The organism is Actinoplanes sp. NPDC000266, assembly GCF_042899005.1.
Taxonomy (GTDB): Bacteria; Actinomycetota; Actinomycetes; order Mycobacteriales; family Micromonosporaceae; genus Actinoplanes.
In genome coordinates this window covers 879,312-894,211 of the sequence record NZ_JBIAZI010000003.1, presented here as the reverse complement: position 1 = coordinate 894,211, position 14,900 = coordinate 879,312, and the positions used below count along the sequence as shown (strand labels likewise).

Sequence of the window (14,900 nt, the reverse complement as noted above, 5' to 3'; positions counted from 1 at the left end):
CGGGGCGGCGTGGCGCCGGCTTGCGCGGCGCCGGCCGGTGAATCGGTCAGCCCTGCGGGCCGGTCCCGGCCGCCGCCGGGAACAGCCGCTGGACAGCGGCGACGATCGCGGCGCGCCGGGCCCGCATGAACGCGCTGGGTTCGGTGCCGGCGGCGCCGAGAGTCGTCTGGGAGGTCCAGGAGGTGGCGATCTGGCTGACGAAGGTCAGGATGTCCTCGGGCGCCCACGCCGTATCGAGGTGGCCGGCCTGCTGTGCTTGGCGGATCCGCTCAATCTTGGCGCGCACGGTGGCCTGGAACGGATCGTCGGCCGGGGTCTCCTCGGGCGACAGCTCCAGCTGCCCCCACATCATCAGTCGCTGCCGTTGCGGATGCCGGGTCAGGTGGTCGTGCACCCGGCCGGCGTAGTCGGGCAGATCAGCCGGGTCCATGTGCACCGCGTCGCCCATCGCCGCGAGCTCGCGGGCGGCGACGAACCGGTAGAGCTGCTCCTTGCCGCGGTAGTAGGCGTAGACCCGTTCTTTGCTCGTGCGGGCGGTCTTGGCGATGCGCTCGACACGGGCGCCGGCGATGCCGTAGCGGGCGAACTCCGCCGTTGCCGCGGCAATGATCCGGTCGCCGGTGGAGTCTTTGCTGGTGGGCACGGCCATGAGACCTACCCTACCTGACCGAACCGTTTGGTTTGGCGGCGCGCGGGTCGCCGTGTACGGTCGAACCGAACCGTTTGGTTTTAGCTTCGGAGGCACTCATGCAGCAGCGCACCCTCGGTCAGCAGGGCCTGACCGTTTCCGCCCTCGGCTACGGCTCGATGGGCACCGCCACCGGCTACGGCCCCAGCGACGACACCGAGTCCATCGCGGCGATCCGCAAGGCCCACGAGCTCGGCGTCACCCACTTCGACACCGCCCGCATGTACGGGTGGGGTGACGGCGAGAAGCTGCTCGGGACCGCGCTCGCCCCGATTCGCGACCAGGTCACCATCGCCACCAAGTTCGGCTTCGAGCCCGGCCCCACCACGATGTTCCGCGCCGACTCCCGTCCGGAACGGGTCCGCCAGATCGTCGACGACAGCCTGCGCCACCTCGGCGTCGACTACATCGACGTGCTCTACCAGCACGTCGACGACCCGAACGTGCCCATCGAAGACGTCGTCGGTGTCATGAAGGAATACGTCGACGCCGGCAAGGTGCGCTACCTCGGCCTGTCCAACACCGCCGCGGACAACGTCCGGCGAGCCCACGCCGTGCACCCCATCTCCGTACTCCAGACCGAATACTCGATCTTCGCCCGCCAGTCGGAGGCGTTCTTCGGAGTACTCGAGGAACTCGGCATCGGGCTCGTGGCCTACTCCCCGCTGGCCCGTGGCTTCCTCAGCGGCGCGGTCAAACCGCGTGACCAGCACGCCGCCGATGACTTTCGCCAGTACATCCCCTGGTGGGCGCCGGAGAACTTCGACGCCAACGTCGCCATCACCAGCGAACTGACCAAGCTCGCCGAGAGCAAGGGAGCCACTCTCTCCCAGCTTGCCCTGGCCTGGTTGCTGGCCAGGAAGGACTACATCGTCCCGATCCCCGGCTCCCGCAACTCCGAGCGGGTCGCCGAGAACGTCGCCGCAGCCGAGGTGACGCTGACCGTCGACGACCTGGCCCGCATCGACGACATTGCCCCCAACGGCGGAATCGGCAGCACCGGCGCCTGATCACCCGGGCCCGAACCGAGCTCGGGGCAACCGCCGTATCCGCGGCGTGAACATTCCGGCCCTCGGCGTCAACGGTGGATATCCGGGGGGCTCTTTCCGGCGGAGACGGGCGCAAGGTCAGGTCATGACGCTCGCCGATGTCCTTCCGTCCCTGCGCATTGCCCTTCGCCCGGCGCTCGATCCCACGGTCTGGCCGCTCTCCGCCCGCTGGGTGGGCCAGGGCGACCTGCAGATCGGCGGGGTGCGGGCCGGCAAGCTCGCCCATTCCTACGGGACGCCGCTGCACATTCTGGACGAGCAGGATGTACGCGAGAGGAGCGCCGAATATCTGCGGGCGTTCGGGGAGCGCGCGGTGTCGTACAGCGCAAGGGCGGGCTTGACCCTGGAAACGGCGAAGTGGGTGGCGTCCTCGGGCCTCGGATGCCGTGTGTCCTCGGCCGCGGAGCTGCGGACCGCGCTGACCGCGGGCGTGCGGGCCTCGGAGATCGTGCTCGGCGGGGCCGGCAAGTCGCTGGCCGACCTCGACGCGGCGAACGCCTGCGGTGCGGCGGTGGTGGCCGGTTCCCTGGCCGAGGTCGCGCTGATCGCGTCCCGGGCCGTGCTGCCGCAACGGGTGTGGCTGCGGATCGTCCCGGCCCAGATGGGCCGGCGGCGCGTCCGGTACGGGCTCAAGTGCGGGACGGGGCCGGCGCTGGCCGCGATGGCGGCCATCCGGTCGCAGAGCAACCTGGAGCTGGCCGGGCTCGACTGCGACTGCGGGCACCAGCTCAGCCGGTTCCAGCCGTTCGAAGCCTCGGTGCGCGAAGTTCTGGGCTTCGCGACCGTCGTCCGTTCCCGCTACGGCATCACGGTCCCGGCGGTGAACCTCGGCGGCGGCCACGCGGCCTGCTACCGGTGCGGGGACGACGACTTCGCGGTGGGCGCGTTCGCGTCGCGGGCGCGGGCTATGGTGCACCTCTCGGCCGAGTACTTCGGGATCGCCGAACCGCGGCTGACCGTGTCGCCGGGACGGTCCATCATGTCGCGGGCCGGCGTGACGCTCACCCGGGTGGCCGCGGTGTCGTCGAACCTCGGCGGCCTGACCGTCTCCCTCGACGAGGGCGTGCCCGGCTGCGGTTCGGCGCCGTGCTCGGGACGGCACTCGATGGTGCTGGTGGGCCGCGAGTCGCGGGCGGCGCTGCGGCCGGCGACGGTCGTGGAGACCCTCGGGCAGACGCGGACGGCGGCCGAGCTGCCCGGGGACATCGACGCGGGCGACCTCGTGGCCATCGCCGGTACCGGCGGATATCACTACGCGGACTCGCCCTCGGTGGGCGGGGCGGCGGTGCTGGGCGTGGCGGACGGCATGGTCCGTACGATCAAGCGCCGCCCCACGCTGGAGGAGCTCGCCTCCTGATGTCAGACGTCGAGGGTGCGGCGGGGCGAGCGCCCGTACACCTTGCGGTAGTCCACGGCGAAGCGGCTGGGGGAGGCGAACCCCCAGCGCCGGGCGATGGCGGCCACCGTGTCACCGCGCGCGCGGTCGCCGGCCTCCAGGTCGCGGTGCGCGTTCTCCAGACGTACGCGGCGAAGGTAGCCCATCGGCGTCAGATCACCATGCCGGGTGAAGGTGGCCTGAAGGCCCCGCACGCTGATCCCGGCCGCCCGCGCCACGTCCTCGAGCGTGAGCGGCTCGGCCGCGTGCGCGTCGATGAACGCCTTGGCCCGGCGGACCGTGGCCGGCGCCACCCGCCCCGGGCCGGGAACGTAGTCGACGGTCATGGTGGTGTTGGGGAAGACGGCCAGGGCCGTGGCGGCCAGCATGTTCATCGCGCCCGCGTAGATCAGCGGATGGGCGACGGCGGGGAGCGGCCCGGCGAAGGACCGGACCAGATGGCCGGCCGTCGCGATCCAGTGGCGCCGCATCGCGGGGGAGACCGGCGCCGGCGACTCGAACCGGAAGTCGGCCGCGGCCAGGCCCAGCCGCGCGGCGGCGCGCCGGATCAGCGCCAGCGGGAGCCGCAGGTTCTGCAGGTCGATCCCGTTCCAGCAGACGGTCAGCGGCGCGCCGAGCGGCACGAGATAGGCGTCGCCGGCGGTGAAACAATAGTGCCGGCGCCCGTCGTCGACGCTGTACCAGCCGTCGAGGACCACGACCGTGGTGACGGAGTCGAACGGGTCGGCGGTGGACTCCACGGCGCCCCGATAGGTGAGCCGGTCCAGGCCGAGCTGGCCGACGGTGGCCGTCCGGGAATGGAAGACGAAACCGGGACCGGGCCGCGCCATCCGGAGCCGGTGGTCGACATAGGCGCGGCTGAGCCGATCGTGGGCATGGGCGATATCGGCCGTACGGAGATCGCTCCGTTCGACCGGCATCACGGTGCTCGACCCGTCCACTGGACGCACGACCTGTTCGCGAAACGTACGCTGCGCGCTGGGCGGCTTGATTCTCCCGCGGACAGGTGTCGGATGGAAGCTATGTCACCCGCAGAGCGTGTCAGGACGTACGCCGAGCACGCGCACAACGCGCGCGAGAGTGCTGCGCGCCGCGCCAGGTTCGCCGCGGCCCACCACAACATGGCCAAGAGTTCTCACATGTGGGCGGCCGAGGCCGCAGCCTGGGTCAACGAGCTCCGGCGCGAGATCTTCCGCTAGCTCGGCTCGGCCGACTTCCGCTCGCGGAACGCGGCCATGTTCATCCGGTTGCCGCAGCGCACGCTGCAGAAACGCTTGGAACCGTTGCGGGAGAGGTCGAGCAGCAGGCCGGTGCAGTCGTCGGCGCCGCACAACCGCAGGCGGCCGACCTCGTTCATCCGGATCACGTCGATGAGGGCGAGGGCGGCCTCGACGCGCATGCGCTCGGCGAGCGGCGCGTCGGGCGCGGTGGCGTGCATGTGCCAGTCCGAGTCGTCGTGCCGGGTCAGATAGGGCAGAGCCTTCGCCGTACGCAGCATCTCGTTCACGGCGGGGACCATGTCGTCGCGGTCGAGGAACCAGACCCGGCGCAGCTCGTCGCGGACCGCGCGAACCTCACGCAGCTCGGTCTCGTCGTGGTCGACGCGCCCCGAGTAGTGCCAGCGGGCCAGCAGCGCGCCGAGCTGATCCATCGTGGCCAGCTCGTCCACACCGGAGCGGGTGGCGCCCGGGTCGGTGTCGGTGAGGTCGACGATGAACTCCAGGGCCTCCTCTGTGTCAGGGGCAAAAAGCAATTTGACTCCTCACTGGTGCGGGCATAGCGTCATGGGCATAAGCAATTTAGCTCATGACAGCTCTTGGCAGCGATCGAAGTGAGGGTGCCATGAAGTTCTCGGCCAAGTCCGTGGGTCTGGTCATCGCCGTGACCTCAGCGGTCTCGTTCGGAACGTCCGGCGCGTTCATCAAACCGCTGCTCGAGGCGGGCTGGTCACCGGCGGCGGCGGTGACGGTCCGGGCCCTGACCGGGGGTGTGGTGCTGCTCCCGCTGCTGCTGATCTCCTTGCGCGGCCGCTGGTCGGCGCTGTGGCGGGGCCGGTGGCGGGTGCTCGGTATGGGCGTGATCGCGGTGGCGTTCACCCAGCTCGCGTACTTCGCGGCGATCTCACGGATCCCGGTCTCGACGGCGCTGCTGATCGAATATCTGGCGCCCCTGCTGCTGGTGCTGTTCACGTGGGCCACCACCCGGCGTACACCCCGCCCGATGGTGTTGCTCGGGTCGGTCCTGGCGATCGGCGGCCTGGTGCTGGTGATCGGGCCGGGCGCGCTGCAGGCGGTGGACGTGTGGGGGCTGGCCCTGGCCTTCGCGGCGGCGATCGGCTGCGCGGTGTACTTCGTGGTGGCGGCCCGGCCCAACGACGGGCTGCCGCCGGTGGCGCTGGCCTCGTCGGGCCTGATCCTGGGCAGCCTCACCCTGGCCGTGGCCTCGGCGGTGGGCCTGGTGCCGTTCGTGACGGTGACGACGGACGTCACGGTGGTGAACTCGACCGCGCCGTGGTGGCTGCCGCTGCTGGTGGTGGCGATCGTGGGGACGGCGATCGCGTACGCCACGGGAATCGCCGGATCGGCCCGGCTGGGCTCCCGTCTGGCCTCGTTCGTGGGCCTGCTCGAGGTGGTCTTCGCCTCGGTGTTCGCCTGGCTGGTCCTGGGCGAGTCGCTGAGCCCGCTCCAGCTGCTGGGCGGAGTCCTCATCCTGGCCGGCATCGCCTCGATCCCGTCCGAGCAGCCGGCCGCCGCCCCCGACGCGCCGCCCGCCCCGGCCGGCACGGCTGTTCCGCGGACCCCGGTCGCCGCGGCGGACTGAACCCGCTTGTAAGCGGATCCGGGGCCTCGCGGCGTCCTCTTAAGTGAGGGGGTCGATAGCCATGATGTCAGTGACGGCGATATTGCGCCGCTGGGTGGTCCGCCTGCGCGCGGGTCACGCCCGGGCCGTGGAAGTGCTCGCGCAAGGTGCCGCCCTCGTAGTCGCGCCACACGCGGCCGCGGCGCTGGAGCTCGGGGACGACCAGATCGACGAAATCGCGGAAGGTCACCGGCGGCACCGGGTCGGCGATGTTGAAACCGTCGACGCCCGACTCGTCGATCCAGCGTTCCAGTTCGTCGGCGACAGTGGTCGGGCTGCCGACGATGACGGGGCCGCCGCCGCCCACGCCGACGAACTCGGCGATCGCGCGCGGGGTCCAGGTGCGCGACGGGTCGAGAGTGGTGAAAAGCTCGACCATGCCGCGGATGCCGTCCGTGTCGACGTACTCCAGCGGTTTGTCGAGGTCGAGGGCCGACAGGTCGATGTGCATCAGCGCGCTCCAGCGGGCCAGGGCGCCCTCGACGCTGGCGTACCGCTGATAGTCGGCCAGCTTCGCCGCGGCCGCCTCGTCGGTCTCGGCGACGATCACGGTGACGATCGCGAAGAACTTGACCGAGCGCGGGTCACGGCCGTTCCCGGCGGCGCGCCGCCGCACGTCGTCGACCAGGCCGCGGGCCATCGAGGGCAGATAGGTGGAGAGGAAGACGCCCTCGGCGTGCCGGGCGGCGAACGCGCGGCCCACCGTCGACGTGCCCGCCTGATAGAGGACGGGAGTGCGCTGCACGCTCGGCTCCGACAGGGCGATGCCGGGCACGCGGTAATACTCGCCCTCGTGCGCCACGGGCCACACCCGCGACGGGTCCACGAAGACGCCGGCCTCCACGTCCTGCACGACGGCGTCGTCGGCCCAGCTCGACTCCCACAGCTTGTAGACGACGTCCATGAACTCCTCGGCCACCGCGTAGCGCTGGTCGTGCGGGAGCTGCTTGTCCAGGCCGAGGTTGCGGGCGGCGCTGTCCAGGGCCGAGGTGACGATGTTCCAGCCGATCCGGCCGTTGGTCAGGTGGTCCAGGGTGGTCATCTTGCGGGCGAAGGCGTACGGCTGCTCGTAGGTCGACGACACCGTGACCGCGAACCCGAGCCGTTCGGTGGCGGCGGCCATCGCGCTGATCGCCAGCAGCGGATCGTCGGTCGGGGTCTGGATGCCGTCGCGCAGGGCGGCGTCGACACTGCCCTGATAGACGTCGAGCGGGCCGAGCGCGTCGGCGATGAAGAGCGCGTCGAAACGGCCCCGCTCGAGGATCCGCGCGGTGTCGACCCAGTAGGACAGGTCCCGATATCGGTGCGCCTGGCTGTCCGGGTGGCGCCACAGCCCGATCGCGGTGTGCCCGACCGTCGACTGCCGCAGCCCGTTGAGCCGGATCCGTTGCTCGCTCATCTACTGTCCTCCGGTGCCATCGATGATCAGATCGGCCCGCCCGCGCACGTCGTCGGTGCCGTAGAAGTCGTCCTCCTGGCGCGCCCAGCGCTCCCAGTGCGGCTCGTAGGTGGCGCCGTCGCGAGCCAGGGCCCGCTCCCGGCGCAGCGCGTCCGGAACCTCGATCCAGACCAGACCGCTGATGTACGGGCTGAGCACGCGCGCGCCGCAGCCGACGCCCTCCACCACGAGGCTGTCCGTGCGCGGCACCTCATGCCACGGGCCGTCGTACCGCTCGGCGGCCCAGTCCCAGCTCCGCCACCGCGCCGGCCGCCCGCCGGCGAGCGGTCCGAGCACCCAGTCGTGCAGCGCCGTGACGCCACCGAGCAGCCCGTCCCACCCCGGATAGATGTCGTCCATCCGGATCAGCGGCGCGTCCAGCGCCGCCGCCAGCTCGCGCGCCAGCTCGGTCTTGCCCGCGCCGGACCGCCCCTCGACCGCCACGACGCGGGTGCCGCCCGCCCTCGCGGGCAGCCCTCGTGCCCACGCCACCACCGCGGCCGCGCCCGTCACAGCCGCTCGACGACGCGCTCGGGCACGATCCGTAGGACGACGCGGTCCGCTTCCTCGGCGGGGTCGCCTATGACGTGATCCTTGCCGGTGTAGCGGTGAGCGAGCTCGTTCACCAGCGCCGCGCCGCCTTCGCCGAGGACAGCGGCCCGCCCGCGGATCTCGACGTAGCGGGTGGGGCGCAGCCGGTCGTAGACCAGCACGGTGACCCGCGAGTCCCGCCGGATGTTGCGAACCTTGCGCCGGCCGTCCTTGGTAGCCATGACCAGATTGTCCCCGTCGAGCCCGACCCACATGACGCTGAGCTGCGACGACCCGTCCGGCTCGGCCGTGGCCAGCACCGCAAACTCGGGCCGGTCAACCAGCTCCCGAACCGCTTCGCTCAACCGCGCGGTGTCGTTCGGCTGTGGGGTGGGCTCGGGGCCGACGGTCAGGGGGAGGGAGGGGTCGGCGGACCACTCCTCCAGCGAGCCGTCGTACAGGGCTACGTCGTCGCGGCCGGCCACGGCGAGGGCCAGGGCCAGGCCGGCGGCTGAGATGCCGCCGCCGCAGTACAGCCAGAGCGGGCGGGGGTCGTTCAGGAGTTCGCTCAGCACGGGGTGAAGCTGAGCGGGTGGGAGCAGGCGGCCGTCGGGGGCGTTCAGCAGGCGGGCCGGGAGGTTGCCGCTGCCGGGCAGGTGGCCACGCCGGGAGTAGCGGGTGGGGACGTCGCCCTGGAAGGCCTCCGGGTTGAGCGCGCACTGCACGGACGCCTCGGTGTCGCCGGCGAGCCAGGCCTCCAGATCGGCGCGCGTGACCCAGCGCCCGTCCTTCGGCCGCGGAGTCAGCCCGCCCGGCCGCGCCGGGGTGGCGGCAATCGGGGCTGGCTGCGCGGTGCCGGCGTTGGGCTGGGGGAGGGCTGAGGTGAGGGGAAAGCCGGCGGCCTGCCACGCGGGCAGGCCGCCGTCCAGGACCTGGGTGGGGATGCCTATCCAGTCGAGGAGGTACCAGAGGCGGGCGGCCCATATGCCGCCCGAGCGGTCGTAGACGACCACGGGGGTGTCGTCGGTCAAGCCCAAGTGGGACAGGGCCTTGGCCAATGCTTCGGGGGTGGGACGGGCGAAGTGGTACGGGGCCTCGGGGTCGCTGAACGTGGTCAGCAGGTCGGCGTGGCGGGAACCGGGGATGTGGGCCGCCTGCCAGCCGGGAAAGCCCGATCCGGCCCTGTGGTCGCCGTCGAATTCGGCTGAGGGGAGGTCTACCGTCGCGTCGAGGATGAGCGGGGTGTCGTCTCGTGCGGCCAGCGCCTCGGCTGTTGTCAGTGGGCCCGTCACCGCGGCACCACCCTCGGGATCTCCGTGATCGCCGAGTGCCAGTCGAACGTGGGCGGGAGGATGCCCGCGGCGGCCAGCCAGTCGGTGTACGGGTCCATGAGCTCGGGGCGGATCTCACCCCATTGGCCCTCGTGCCACCACGTCGGGGCGATCAGCTCCAGGGAGCGGGCCAGCAACGCCCGGGGGAAGTACGGGATGACGTGGTCGAGGATGCGCAACGTCTCCGCCGGATTGTCCGTGGCGGCCCGGTAACCGCGCTCCGTGACCTCCAGGAACGTCGCCACCAGGTCCTCCCGGCCGTCCAGCGCGGGGCCGGTTCCCAGCAGGTAGCTGTGGTACGGGGGAGCGCCGATCTCGTCCACCGGCCAGACGATGCGCTGGTCCTCGGGCAGGTTCGCCATCAGCGCGTCCCATGCCCAGTAGCCGCCGAAGGTGGCGTCGACCTCGCCGGCCGCTATGTCGTCGACGCTCAGTTCCCGGTGGCCGCTGTCGACCAGGTGGACCAGTTCCGGGTTGCCGCCGTCGGCCGCCACCAAGTGGTTCACCATTGCCACGCCTCGTGGGGTCGGGTTCAGGGCCAGGCGCTTGCCCTCCAGGTCGCGGGGGCGGGTGATGCCCCGGCCCTTCACCGTCTGGATGGTCTCCATGGCCCGGTGGTTGATCGACGCCACCCCGCGCAGCGGCTGGCCGGCCGCCCGGCGTACGAGAAGCCTGTTCGTGGGGAAGACGCCGAAGTGGACCTCGCCTCTTGCCAGGTGCTCCAGGGTGTCGCCGCGCAGGGCGTCGAAGACGGTCAGCTCGACGTCCAGGCCGGCGTCGGCGTACCAGCCCTCGCGGCTCGCCACGTAGAAGCCGGCGGCGTTCGTCCAGGGGTGGAAGTACTCGAGCATCACGCGCAGGTGGGTCATCGGGGACTCGCAGTCAACAGGTCGGTCAGCCGGCGGCGCAGGCGGATGAAGGTGGGGTCGTCGACGACCTCGTCGCGACGCGGGCGGTCGAAGGGCACCTCGACACGTTCCAGGACGGTCGCCGGGCGGCGGGTGAAGACGTACACACTGTCGGAGAGCAACAAAGCCTCCTCGATGCTGTGCGTCACGAACAGGATCGAGCGCCGGTTCTGCTCCCAGATGTCGAGCAGCCAGCGGTGCATCTCGGCCCGCAGCATGGCGTCCAGAGCGCTGAACGGCTCGTCCAGGCAGATCAGCTCGCGGTCGGCCAGCAACGCGCGGAGGAACGCGACGCGCTGCTGCATGCCACCCGACAACTGGTGGGGGTAGGACTTGGCGAAGCCGTCCAGGCCGACCTTGCCCAGCCATTCCCGGGCAAGGCCACGAGCTTCTTTCTTTCGTACGCCGCCAAGCTCGCGAGCGAGGATGACGTTGTCCTCGATCGTGCGCCAAGGCATGAGCGCCGGGGCCTGCGGCATATATCCGATCAGGCCGCGGCGTCCGGCCGCGTCCGCCCCGCCGATGGTGATCTTCCCGGCGGTGGGGGTCAGGAGCCCGCCGACCAGGTGGAAGAGCGTGCTCTTGCCGCTGCCGGAAGGGCCGACGATCGAGACGAACTCTCCTTGCTCGACCTTCAATGAAATATCCGATAAAACGGACAAGGCGCCGAAGCTGTGCGACAGGTCGGAAACCTCAAGAGCGGCCACTGGCCCTCCCTCCCCTGATCGTGAGCTTCTCGGCCAGGCGGACCAGGCCGAAGATGGCCAGGGCGAGCACCACGATGATGGCGATGGCCACGAAGAGCCGGTCGGCCCGGAACGCCGACTTCTGGGCGATCATGTAGCGGCCGATGCCCTCCTCGCTGCCCAGCCACTCGGCGATGATCGCGCCGAGCACGCTGTAGGTGGCGGCGATCTTCAGGCCGGAGAACATGGCCGGCAGCGCGGCCGGCCACTGGAGCTTGGTGAACAGCTGCCGGCGGTTGGCCCCGCTCATCAGCATGTAGTCGTTGATGGCGGCGTCGCTGCGGCCGAGCCCGTCGAGCGTGGCCACCGCGACCGGGAAGAAGCAGACGAGCACGATCACCACGAGCTTGGGGGCGATGCCGAAGCCGAGCCAGACCACCAGCAGCGGGGCGATCGCGATGGTCGGCACGTTCTGGCTGATCACCAGAAGCGGGTACACCGCCGCCCGTACACCCGGAATCAGATGAAGCAGGACCGCGACGAGCAAGCCGGTGGCCACACCGGCGGCGAAGCCCAGCAGGGTGAGCTCCGTCGTGGCGAGCGTGTGGGTGGCCAGGACGTCGCGCTGGTCGACGAAGGCGTCCCAGATGTCCTTCGGGCTCGGCAGCAGCCAGGACTCGATGCCCGAGACCGTCGTGTAGACCTGCCAGACAACGATGATCCCGACGACGGTGAGCGCCGGAGGGAGCCAGCGCCTCATGCGGAGGGAAGGAAGTCGTTCGTGAAGGCCTTGGTCGCGTCCACCTGCTTGGTGAGGACCTTCTGGTCGTACAGCCACTGGGCGAAATCGGTCCAGACGGCCGGCTTCTGCTCACCCCAGCGGGCGGCGTCGTCCTTGTACTTGGGGCTGAGCCACTCCTGGCTCTTGGTCACCAGGTCCTTGTCGAGGTCGGGGGCGGCCTTGAGCAGGATCGCGGCGGCGTCGGCCGGGTTGTCGGCGGCGTAGCCGTAGCCCTGGGAGGTGGCGGCCAGGAACGACTTCACCACGTCCGGGTTCGAGGAGATCTGCTTCTCGCTGGTGATCAGGATCGGGGTGTAGAAGTCGAGGACGGGGGAGTAATCCTTGACGTACTGGATGTTGACCGGCTCGTTGCGCAGCTCGGCCTCGATGCCCGTCCAGCCGTAGAAGATCCACTCGAGGTCGATCCCCTTCTTGGTGGCGGCGAAGAAGTCGGCCTCGCCCACGTTGACGACCTTGACCTTGGACGGGTCACCGCCGTCGGCCTTGACGATCGTCTTGAGCAGCGGCTCCTCGACCGGGCCGCCGTATCCGCCGTACGTCTTGCCGGCGTACTGCGACGGGCGGGTGAGGTTGCGGTCCTTCGGCGAGCCGAAGCCGGAGGTGTTGTGCTGGATGATCGCGGCGATCGAGACGATCGGGGCGTCCTCGGCCCGGGCCTGGGTCAGCGCCTCCTGGGCGCTGATCGCGAACTCGAGCTTGCCCGCGGCGACCAGCGCCGACGGGTCGGTGTCGCCGGGCTGCACGATCTCGACGTCCAGGCCGTTGGCGGCGAAGTAGCCCTTGGACTGGGCCACGTAGAGCCCGGTGTGGTTGGTGTTGGGCGTCCAGTCGAGGGAGACCTTGACCTTCTGCAGCGACGTGCCGCTCGCCGACGCGGCCGGCTCGTCGTCCTTCGCTCCGCAGGCGGCCGCGGCGAGCGCCACGGAGGCGGCACCGAACAAGGACAGGGCGCGTCGGCGGGTGATCGGGCTGTGCATGGCTATCAGGTCTCCACCGGGTGTCGGTATACAGGCGTATGCAGATCAGACGCCGGAAACCTACGCCGGTTGATCATCCGGCAGAAGATCTACGTGACCCGCATTACACCTGTTTCCCACATGCTAGACCTGTGAAGTAGGAATTAGAATCTTCCGGCGGCCACAATGACGGCCAGGATCAGCAGCACCGCGTTGGCCGCGGCCATCTGCGGCTCCTTGCGGCGCAGGTGCACCACGATCGCGCCGGCCATGACGACGGCCAGGCCGACGGCGGCCAGCGGTGTCAGGACCGGCGCGATATCGAGGGCGCGGGGCAGGATCAGCCCGATCGCGGCCAGCACCTCGACGGCGCCGATCAGCTTGATCGAGCCGGCCGGCCAGTCGCTCGCCCAGCCCATGCCCGAGGCGACCAGCTTCTCCTTCGGCTGGAGCAGCTTCATCACTCCGGCGCCCAGAAACGCGACCGCGAGCACGGCCGCGACGATCCACAAGAAGACGTTCACGAGATCCCTTTCAGTTAAAGCGTGAACCGAACCGTAGGCCTCATGACTTCAACATGCAAGTGATCCGGCGGCTATGCTGGCGGTCATGGAAGATTCGCCGGAGCCGCGCTGGCTCGATGACGAGGAGAGCCGCACGTGGTTCGCGATCGGCACCCTGCTGACCCGGCTGCCCGCCGCCCTCGACGCGCAGTTGCAGCGTGACGCCGGCCTCAACCACTTCGAATATCAGGTGCTGGCCGGCCTCTCCATGTCCGAAGGGCGCACCCTGCGCATGAGCGTGCTGGCCGAGTTCGCCGAGGGCTCCCTGCCCCGCCTCTCCCAGGTCGTGAGCCGCCTCGAGAAACGAGGATGGATCCGCCGCCACCCCGACCCGGCCGACGGCCGCTACACCCTCGCCACCCTCACCGGCGACGGCTGGGACAAGGTGGTGGCCACCGCCCCCGGCCACGTCGAGGAGGTCCGCCGGCTGGTCTTCGACCCCTTGACCAAGGCCCAGCAGCGCCACCTGCGCGCCGTCAGCGACCGCATCTCGCACGCGGTCGACCCCGACGGCCCGTGCCCGTCACAGGTCCTCAGGCGTGCGGACCCGCGGTGACCTCGCCAACGGTCAGGGTCGCCTTGGCGTCGAGGATGTGACCGAGCCGGGCCACCTGGTCGTCCAGGTCGGCCGTGCGGGCGCGGCTCAGGGGATTGAGGGGCTCGACGGTGACGGCCAGGCGGCGGCCGCTGCGGCGGGAGTGCCAGACGCCGGCGGCGATGCCGTCGATCAGCAGGATCGGATAGTTGCCGGCCTGGCCCCGGTTGAGGGCCCGGGTGGCGGCGCGCCCGGGGAAGACGCGGTCCCGCGGGTGCGAGCCCACCCCGTACGCGTCGAAGTAGGGCAGCAGGTGCAGGGTCCTGTCGTGTTCCCGGCCGAAGGACTCGTCGCCCGTGACGACGAAGCCCTCGGGCAGCTCCACCAGGCCGGTCGTGTCGGCGAAGCGGGCAGCCATCCAGCCCGCCGGAGCGCCCAGCCAGCGGGCCATATGAGCCGGCGTAGCCGGTCCGTACGACCTCAGATAGTGGCGCACCAGCTCGTGGACGGCTTCGGCGGGCGGCCGGGGCCGGAAGCCGGGAACCCACAGCGAGGGGCTTGTGTACGTGACATGGCGGCCCCGGGGCGAGCCGAAGCACAACACACCGCGGTCCGCGGCGGTAGCGACGGCCTGACGCCACCTGGCCCAGAATGTCTGGAATGCCGGCATGACCAGGTCACCGGCCCATGGTCCGGTCCGCGTGACGATCTCGGCGGTGAGCTCCTCCACGGTCAGGCCGTCGGGAGCGGAGCGCAGCGCGTCATCGACGGCCTCGACGACCTGATCGGTCTGCGCGGCGGACATGCGGACCTCCGCGGTGAACGGGCTCCGTTCCGGGGGCAGCGCCGACCGCGCGCCCACCCACATCGCCAGGTCGGCCGAGGGCAGCAGGTGGACAGTTCCGCGTGGCCCGAACGTCTTGACCAAGCTCTTCTCCTCGGCCAGGGACCGCCGCACGCCTTCCTGGGTCCCGCCTTCGACCCGCATGGCCACCGACACCTCGGCCGCGCTCTGGATCTGACAGTGGGCGCCGCACATGCCGGCGACCGCCTCCGCGGGCGACGAGGCCGGTCCGATCAGATGATGCCGCCGAAGCCGGCGCGCGATGATGGCGTCCATGCCCTCGACGGTAGGGCCGATTGCGGCCGGATCCTGAC

General features: G+C 70.7%; 17 protein-coding genes. 5 read left to right on the top strand and 12 right to left on the bottom strand.

The window, feature by feature from the left end; all coding sequences use genetic code 11:
- Positions 1-46 precede the first annotated feature (46 nt).
- Entirely contained in the window at positions 47-649 is a 603-nt protein-coding gene (locus ACFY36_RS15590) for a TetR/AcrR family transcriptional regulator (RefSeq protein ID WP_499746632.1), read from the bottom strand.
- 98 nt (positions 650-747) lie between these two features.
- On the opposite strand from ACFY36_RS15590, the gene ACFY36_RS15585 reads away from it, so the two are divergent.
- Together ACFY36_RS15585 and ACFY36_RS15580 are read left to right on the top strand one after the other, a co-directional pair.
- Positions 748-1,698 carry an aldo/keto reductase gene (locus ACFY36_RS15585; protein WP_499746631.1) on the top strand — a complete coding sequence of 317 codons (951 nt, stop codon included), beginning with the start codon at positions 748-750 and terminating at the stop codon, positions 1,696-1,698.
- Positions 1,699-1,822: 124 nt separating this feature from the next.
- Positions 1,823-3,094, top strand: a complete 1,272-nt coding sequence (locus ACFY36_RS15580) for a diaminopimelate decarboxylase family protein (RefSeq protein ID WP_499746630.1) — start codon at positions 1,823-1,825, stop codon at positions 3,092-3,094.
- A gap of 2 nt (positions 3,095-3,096) precedes the next feature.
- Here the strand turns inward: ACFY36_RS15580 and ACFY36_RS15575 are convergent, their stop codons facing one another.
- Positions 3,097-4,083, bottom strand: coding sequence for an AraC family transcriptional regulator (locus ACFY36_RS15575; protein WP_499746629.1), 987 nt, complete (start codon positions 4,081-4,083; stop codon positions 3,097-3,099).
- Positions 4,084-4,155: 72 nt separating this feature from the next.
- On the opposite strand from ACFY36_RS15575, the gene ACFY36_RS15570 reads away from it, so the two are divergent.
- Positions 4,156-4,332 carry a hypothetical protein gene (locus ACFY36_RS15570; RefSeq protein WP_499746628.1) on the top strand — a complete coding sequence of 59 codons (177 nt, stop codon included), beginning with the start codon at positions 4,156-4,158 and terminating at the stop codon, positions 4,330-4,332.
- Here ACFY36_RS15570 and ACFY36_RS15565 read toward each other — a convergent pair.
- Positions 4,329-4,886 (bottom strand): CGNR zinc finger domain-containing protein, encoded by a 558-nt coding sequence (locus ACFY36_RS15565; RefSeq protein ID WP_499746627.1) that lies wholly within the window; start codon positions 4,884-4,886, stop codon positions 4,329-4,331. The genes ACFY36_RS15570 and ACFY36_RS15565 overlap by 4 nt on opposite strands.
- An 89-nt stretch (positions 4,887-4,975) precedes the next feature.
- Between ACFY36_RS15565 and ACFY36_RS15560 the strand changes: the two genes are divergently transcribed.
- Positions 4,976-5,953 carry an EamA family transporter gene (locus ACFY36_RS15560; RefSeq protein ID WP_499746626.1) on the top strand — a complete coding sequence of 326 codons (978 nt, stop codon included), beginning with the start codon at positions 4,976-4,978 and terminating at the stop codon, positions 5,951-5,953.
- Between the two features lie 67 nt (positions 5,954-6,020).
- On the opposite strand, the gene ACFY36_RS15555 is transcribed toward ACFY36_RS15560, so the two are convergent.
- The 8 genes from ACFY36_RS15555 to ACFY36_RS15520 form a co-directional block, all read right to left on the bottom strand.
- Positions 6,021-7,391, bottom strand: coding sequence for an LLM class flavin-dependent oxidoreductase (locus ACFY36_RS15555; protein ID WP_499746625.1), 1,371 nt, complete (start codon positions 7,389-7,391; stop codon positions 6,021-6,023).
- The gene (locus tag ACFY36_RS15550) at positions 7,392-7,943 is read right to left on the bottom strand and encodes a nucleoside/nucleotide kinase family protein (protein WP_499746624.1); all 552 of its coding nucleotides are present in this window, start codon (positions 7,941-7,943) and stop codon (positions 7,392-7,394) included.
- Positions 7,940-9,253 (bottom strand): TIGR03618 family F420-dependent PPOX class oxidoreductase, encoded by a 1,314-nt coding sequence (locus tag ACFY36_RS15545; protein WP_499746623.1) that lies wholly within the window; start codon positions 9,251-9,253, stop codon positions 7,940-7,942. The genes ACFY36_RS15550 and ACFY36_RS15545 overlap by 4 nt, the downstream gene beginning before the upstream one ends.
- Positions 9,250-10,161 (bottom strand): ABC transporter substrate-binding protein, encoded by a 912-nt coding sequence (locus ACFY36_RS15540; protein ID WP_499746622.1) that lies wholly within the window; start codon positions 10,159-10,161, stop codon positions 9,250-9,252. Before ACFY36_RS15540 ends, ACFY36_RS15545 begins: the two co-directional genes overlap by 4 nt.
- On the bottom strand, positions 10,158-10,907 hold the full coding sequence (locus ACFY36_RS15535) for an ABC transporter ATP-binding protein (RefSeq protein WP_499746621.1): 750 nt from the start codon (positions 10,905-10,907) through the stop codon (positions 10,158-10,160). The genes ACFY36_RS15540 and ACFY36_RS15535 overlap by 4 nt, the downstream gene beginning before the upstream one ends.
- On the bottom strand, positions 10,894-11,646 hold the full coding sequence (locus tag ACFY36_RS15530) for an ABC transporter permease (protein ID WP_499746620.1): 753 nt from the start codon (positions 11,644-11,646) through the stop codon (positions 10,894-10,896). The genes ACFY36_RS15535 and ACFY36_RS15530 overlap by 14 nt, the downstream gene beginning before the upstream one ends.
- Positions 11,643-12,665, bottom strand: coding sequence for an ABC transporter substrate-binding protein (locus ACFY36_RS15525; protein ID WP_499746619.1), 1,023 nt, complete (start codon positions 12,663-12,665; stop codon positions 11,643-11,645). The genes ACFY36_RS15530 and ACFY36_RS15525 overlap by 4 nt, the downstream gene beginning before the upstream one ends.
- 143 nt (positions 12,666-12,808) lie before the next feature.
- Positions 12,809-13,168, bottom strand: a complete 360-nt coding sequence (locus tag ACFY36_RS15520; RefSeq protein ID WP_499746618.1) for a DoxX family protein — start codon at positions 13,166-13,168, stop codon at positions 12,809-12,811.
- A gap of 85 nt (positions 13,169-13,253) precedes the next feature.
- Here ACFY36_RS15520 and ACFY36_RS15515 point away from each other — a divergent pair, with 85 nt between their 5' ends.
- Positions 13,254-13,763, top strand: a complete 510-nt coding sequence (locus ACFY36_RS15515; RefSeq protein WP_499746617.1) for a MarR family winged helix-turn-helix transcriptional regulator — start codon at positions 13,254-13,256, stop codon at positions 13,761-13,763.
- On the opposite strand, the gene ACFY36_RS15510 is transcribed toward ACFY36_RS15515, so the two are convergent.
- On the bottom strand, positions 13,741-14,862 hold the full coding sequence (locus tag ACFY36_RS15510; RefSeq protein ID WP_499746616.1) for a winged helix DNA-binding domain-containing protein: 1,122 nt from the start codon (positions 14,860-14,862) through the stop codon (positions 13,741-13,743). The genes ACFY36_RS15515 and ACFY36_RS15510 overlap by 23 nt on opposite strands.
- Positions 14,863-14,900 lie beyond the last annotated feature (38 nt).

What these genes read in the sequence shown, in the direction of transcription:
- ACFY36_RS15590 (WP_499746632.1), bottom strand. Translation starts at nt 649, where the DNA reads ATGGCCGTGCCCACCAGCAAAGACTCCACCGGCGACCGGATCATTGCC.
- ACFY36_RS15585 (WP_499746631.1), top strand. Translation starts at nt 748, where the DNA reads ATGCAGCAGCGCACCCTCGGTCAGCAGGGCCTGACCGTTTCCGCCCTC.
- ACFY36_RS15580 (WP_499746630.1), top strand. Translation starts at nt 1,823, where the DNA reads ATGACGCTCGCCGATGTCCTTCCGTCCCTGCGCATTGCCCTTCGCCCG.
- ACFY36_RS15570 (WP_499746628.1), top strand. Translation starts at nt 4,156, where the DNA reads ATGTCACCCGCAGAGCGTGTCAGGACGTACGCCGAGCACGCGCACAAC.
- ACFY36_RS15560 (WP_499746626.1), top strand. Translation starts at nt 4,976, where the DNA reads ATGAAGTTCTCGGCCAAGTCCGTGGGTCTGGTCATCGCCGTGACCTCA.
- ACFY36_RS15555 (WP_499746625.1), bottom strand. Translation starts at nt 7,391, where the DNA reads ATGAGCGAGCAACGGATCCGGCTCAACGGGCTGCGGCAGTCGACGGTC.
- ACFY36_RS15540 (WP_499746622.1), bottom strand. Translation starts at nt 10,161, where the DNA reads ATGACCCACCTGCGCGTGATGCTCGAGTACTTCCACCCCTGGACGAAC.
- ACFY36_RS15530 (WP_499746620.1), bottom strand. Translation starts at nt 11,646, where the DNA reads ATGAGGCGCTGGCTCCCTCCGGCGCTCACCGTCGTCGGGATCATCGTT.
- ACFY36_RS15525 (WP_499746619.1), bottom strand. Translation starts at nt 12,665, where the DNA reads ATGCACAGCCCGATCACCCGCCGACGCGCCCTGTCCTTGTTCGGTGCC.
- ACFY36_RS15515 (WP_499746617.1), top strand. Translation starts at nt 13,254, where the DNA reads ATGGAAGATTCGCCGGAGCCGCGCTGGCTCGATGACGAGGAGAGCCGC.
- ACFY36_RS15510 (WP_499746616.1), bottom strand. Translation starts at nt 14,862, where the DNA reads ATGGACGCCATCATCGCGCGCCGGCTTCGGCGGCATCATCTGATCGGA.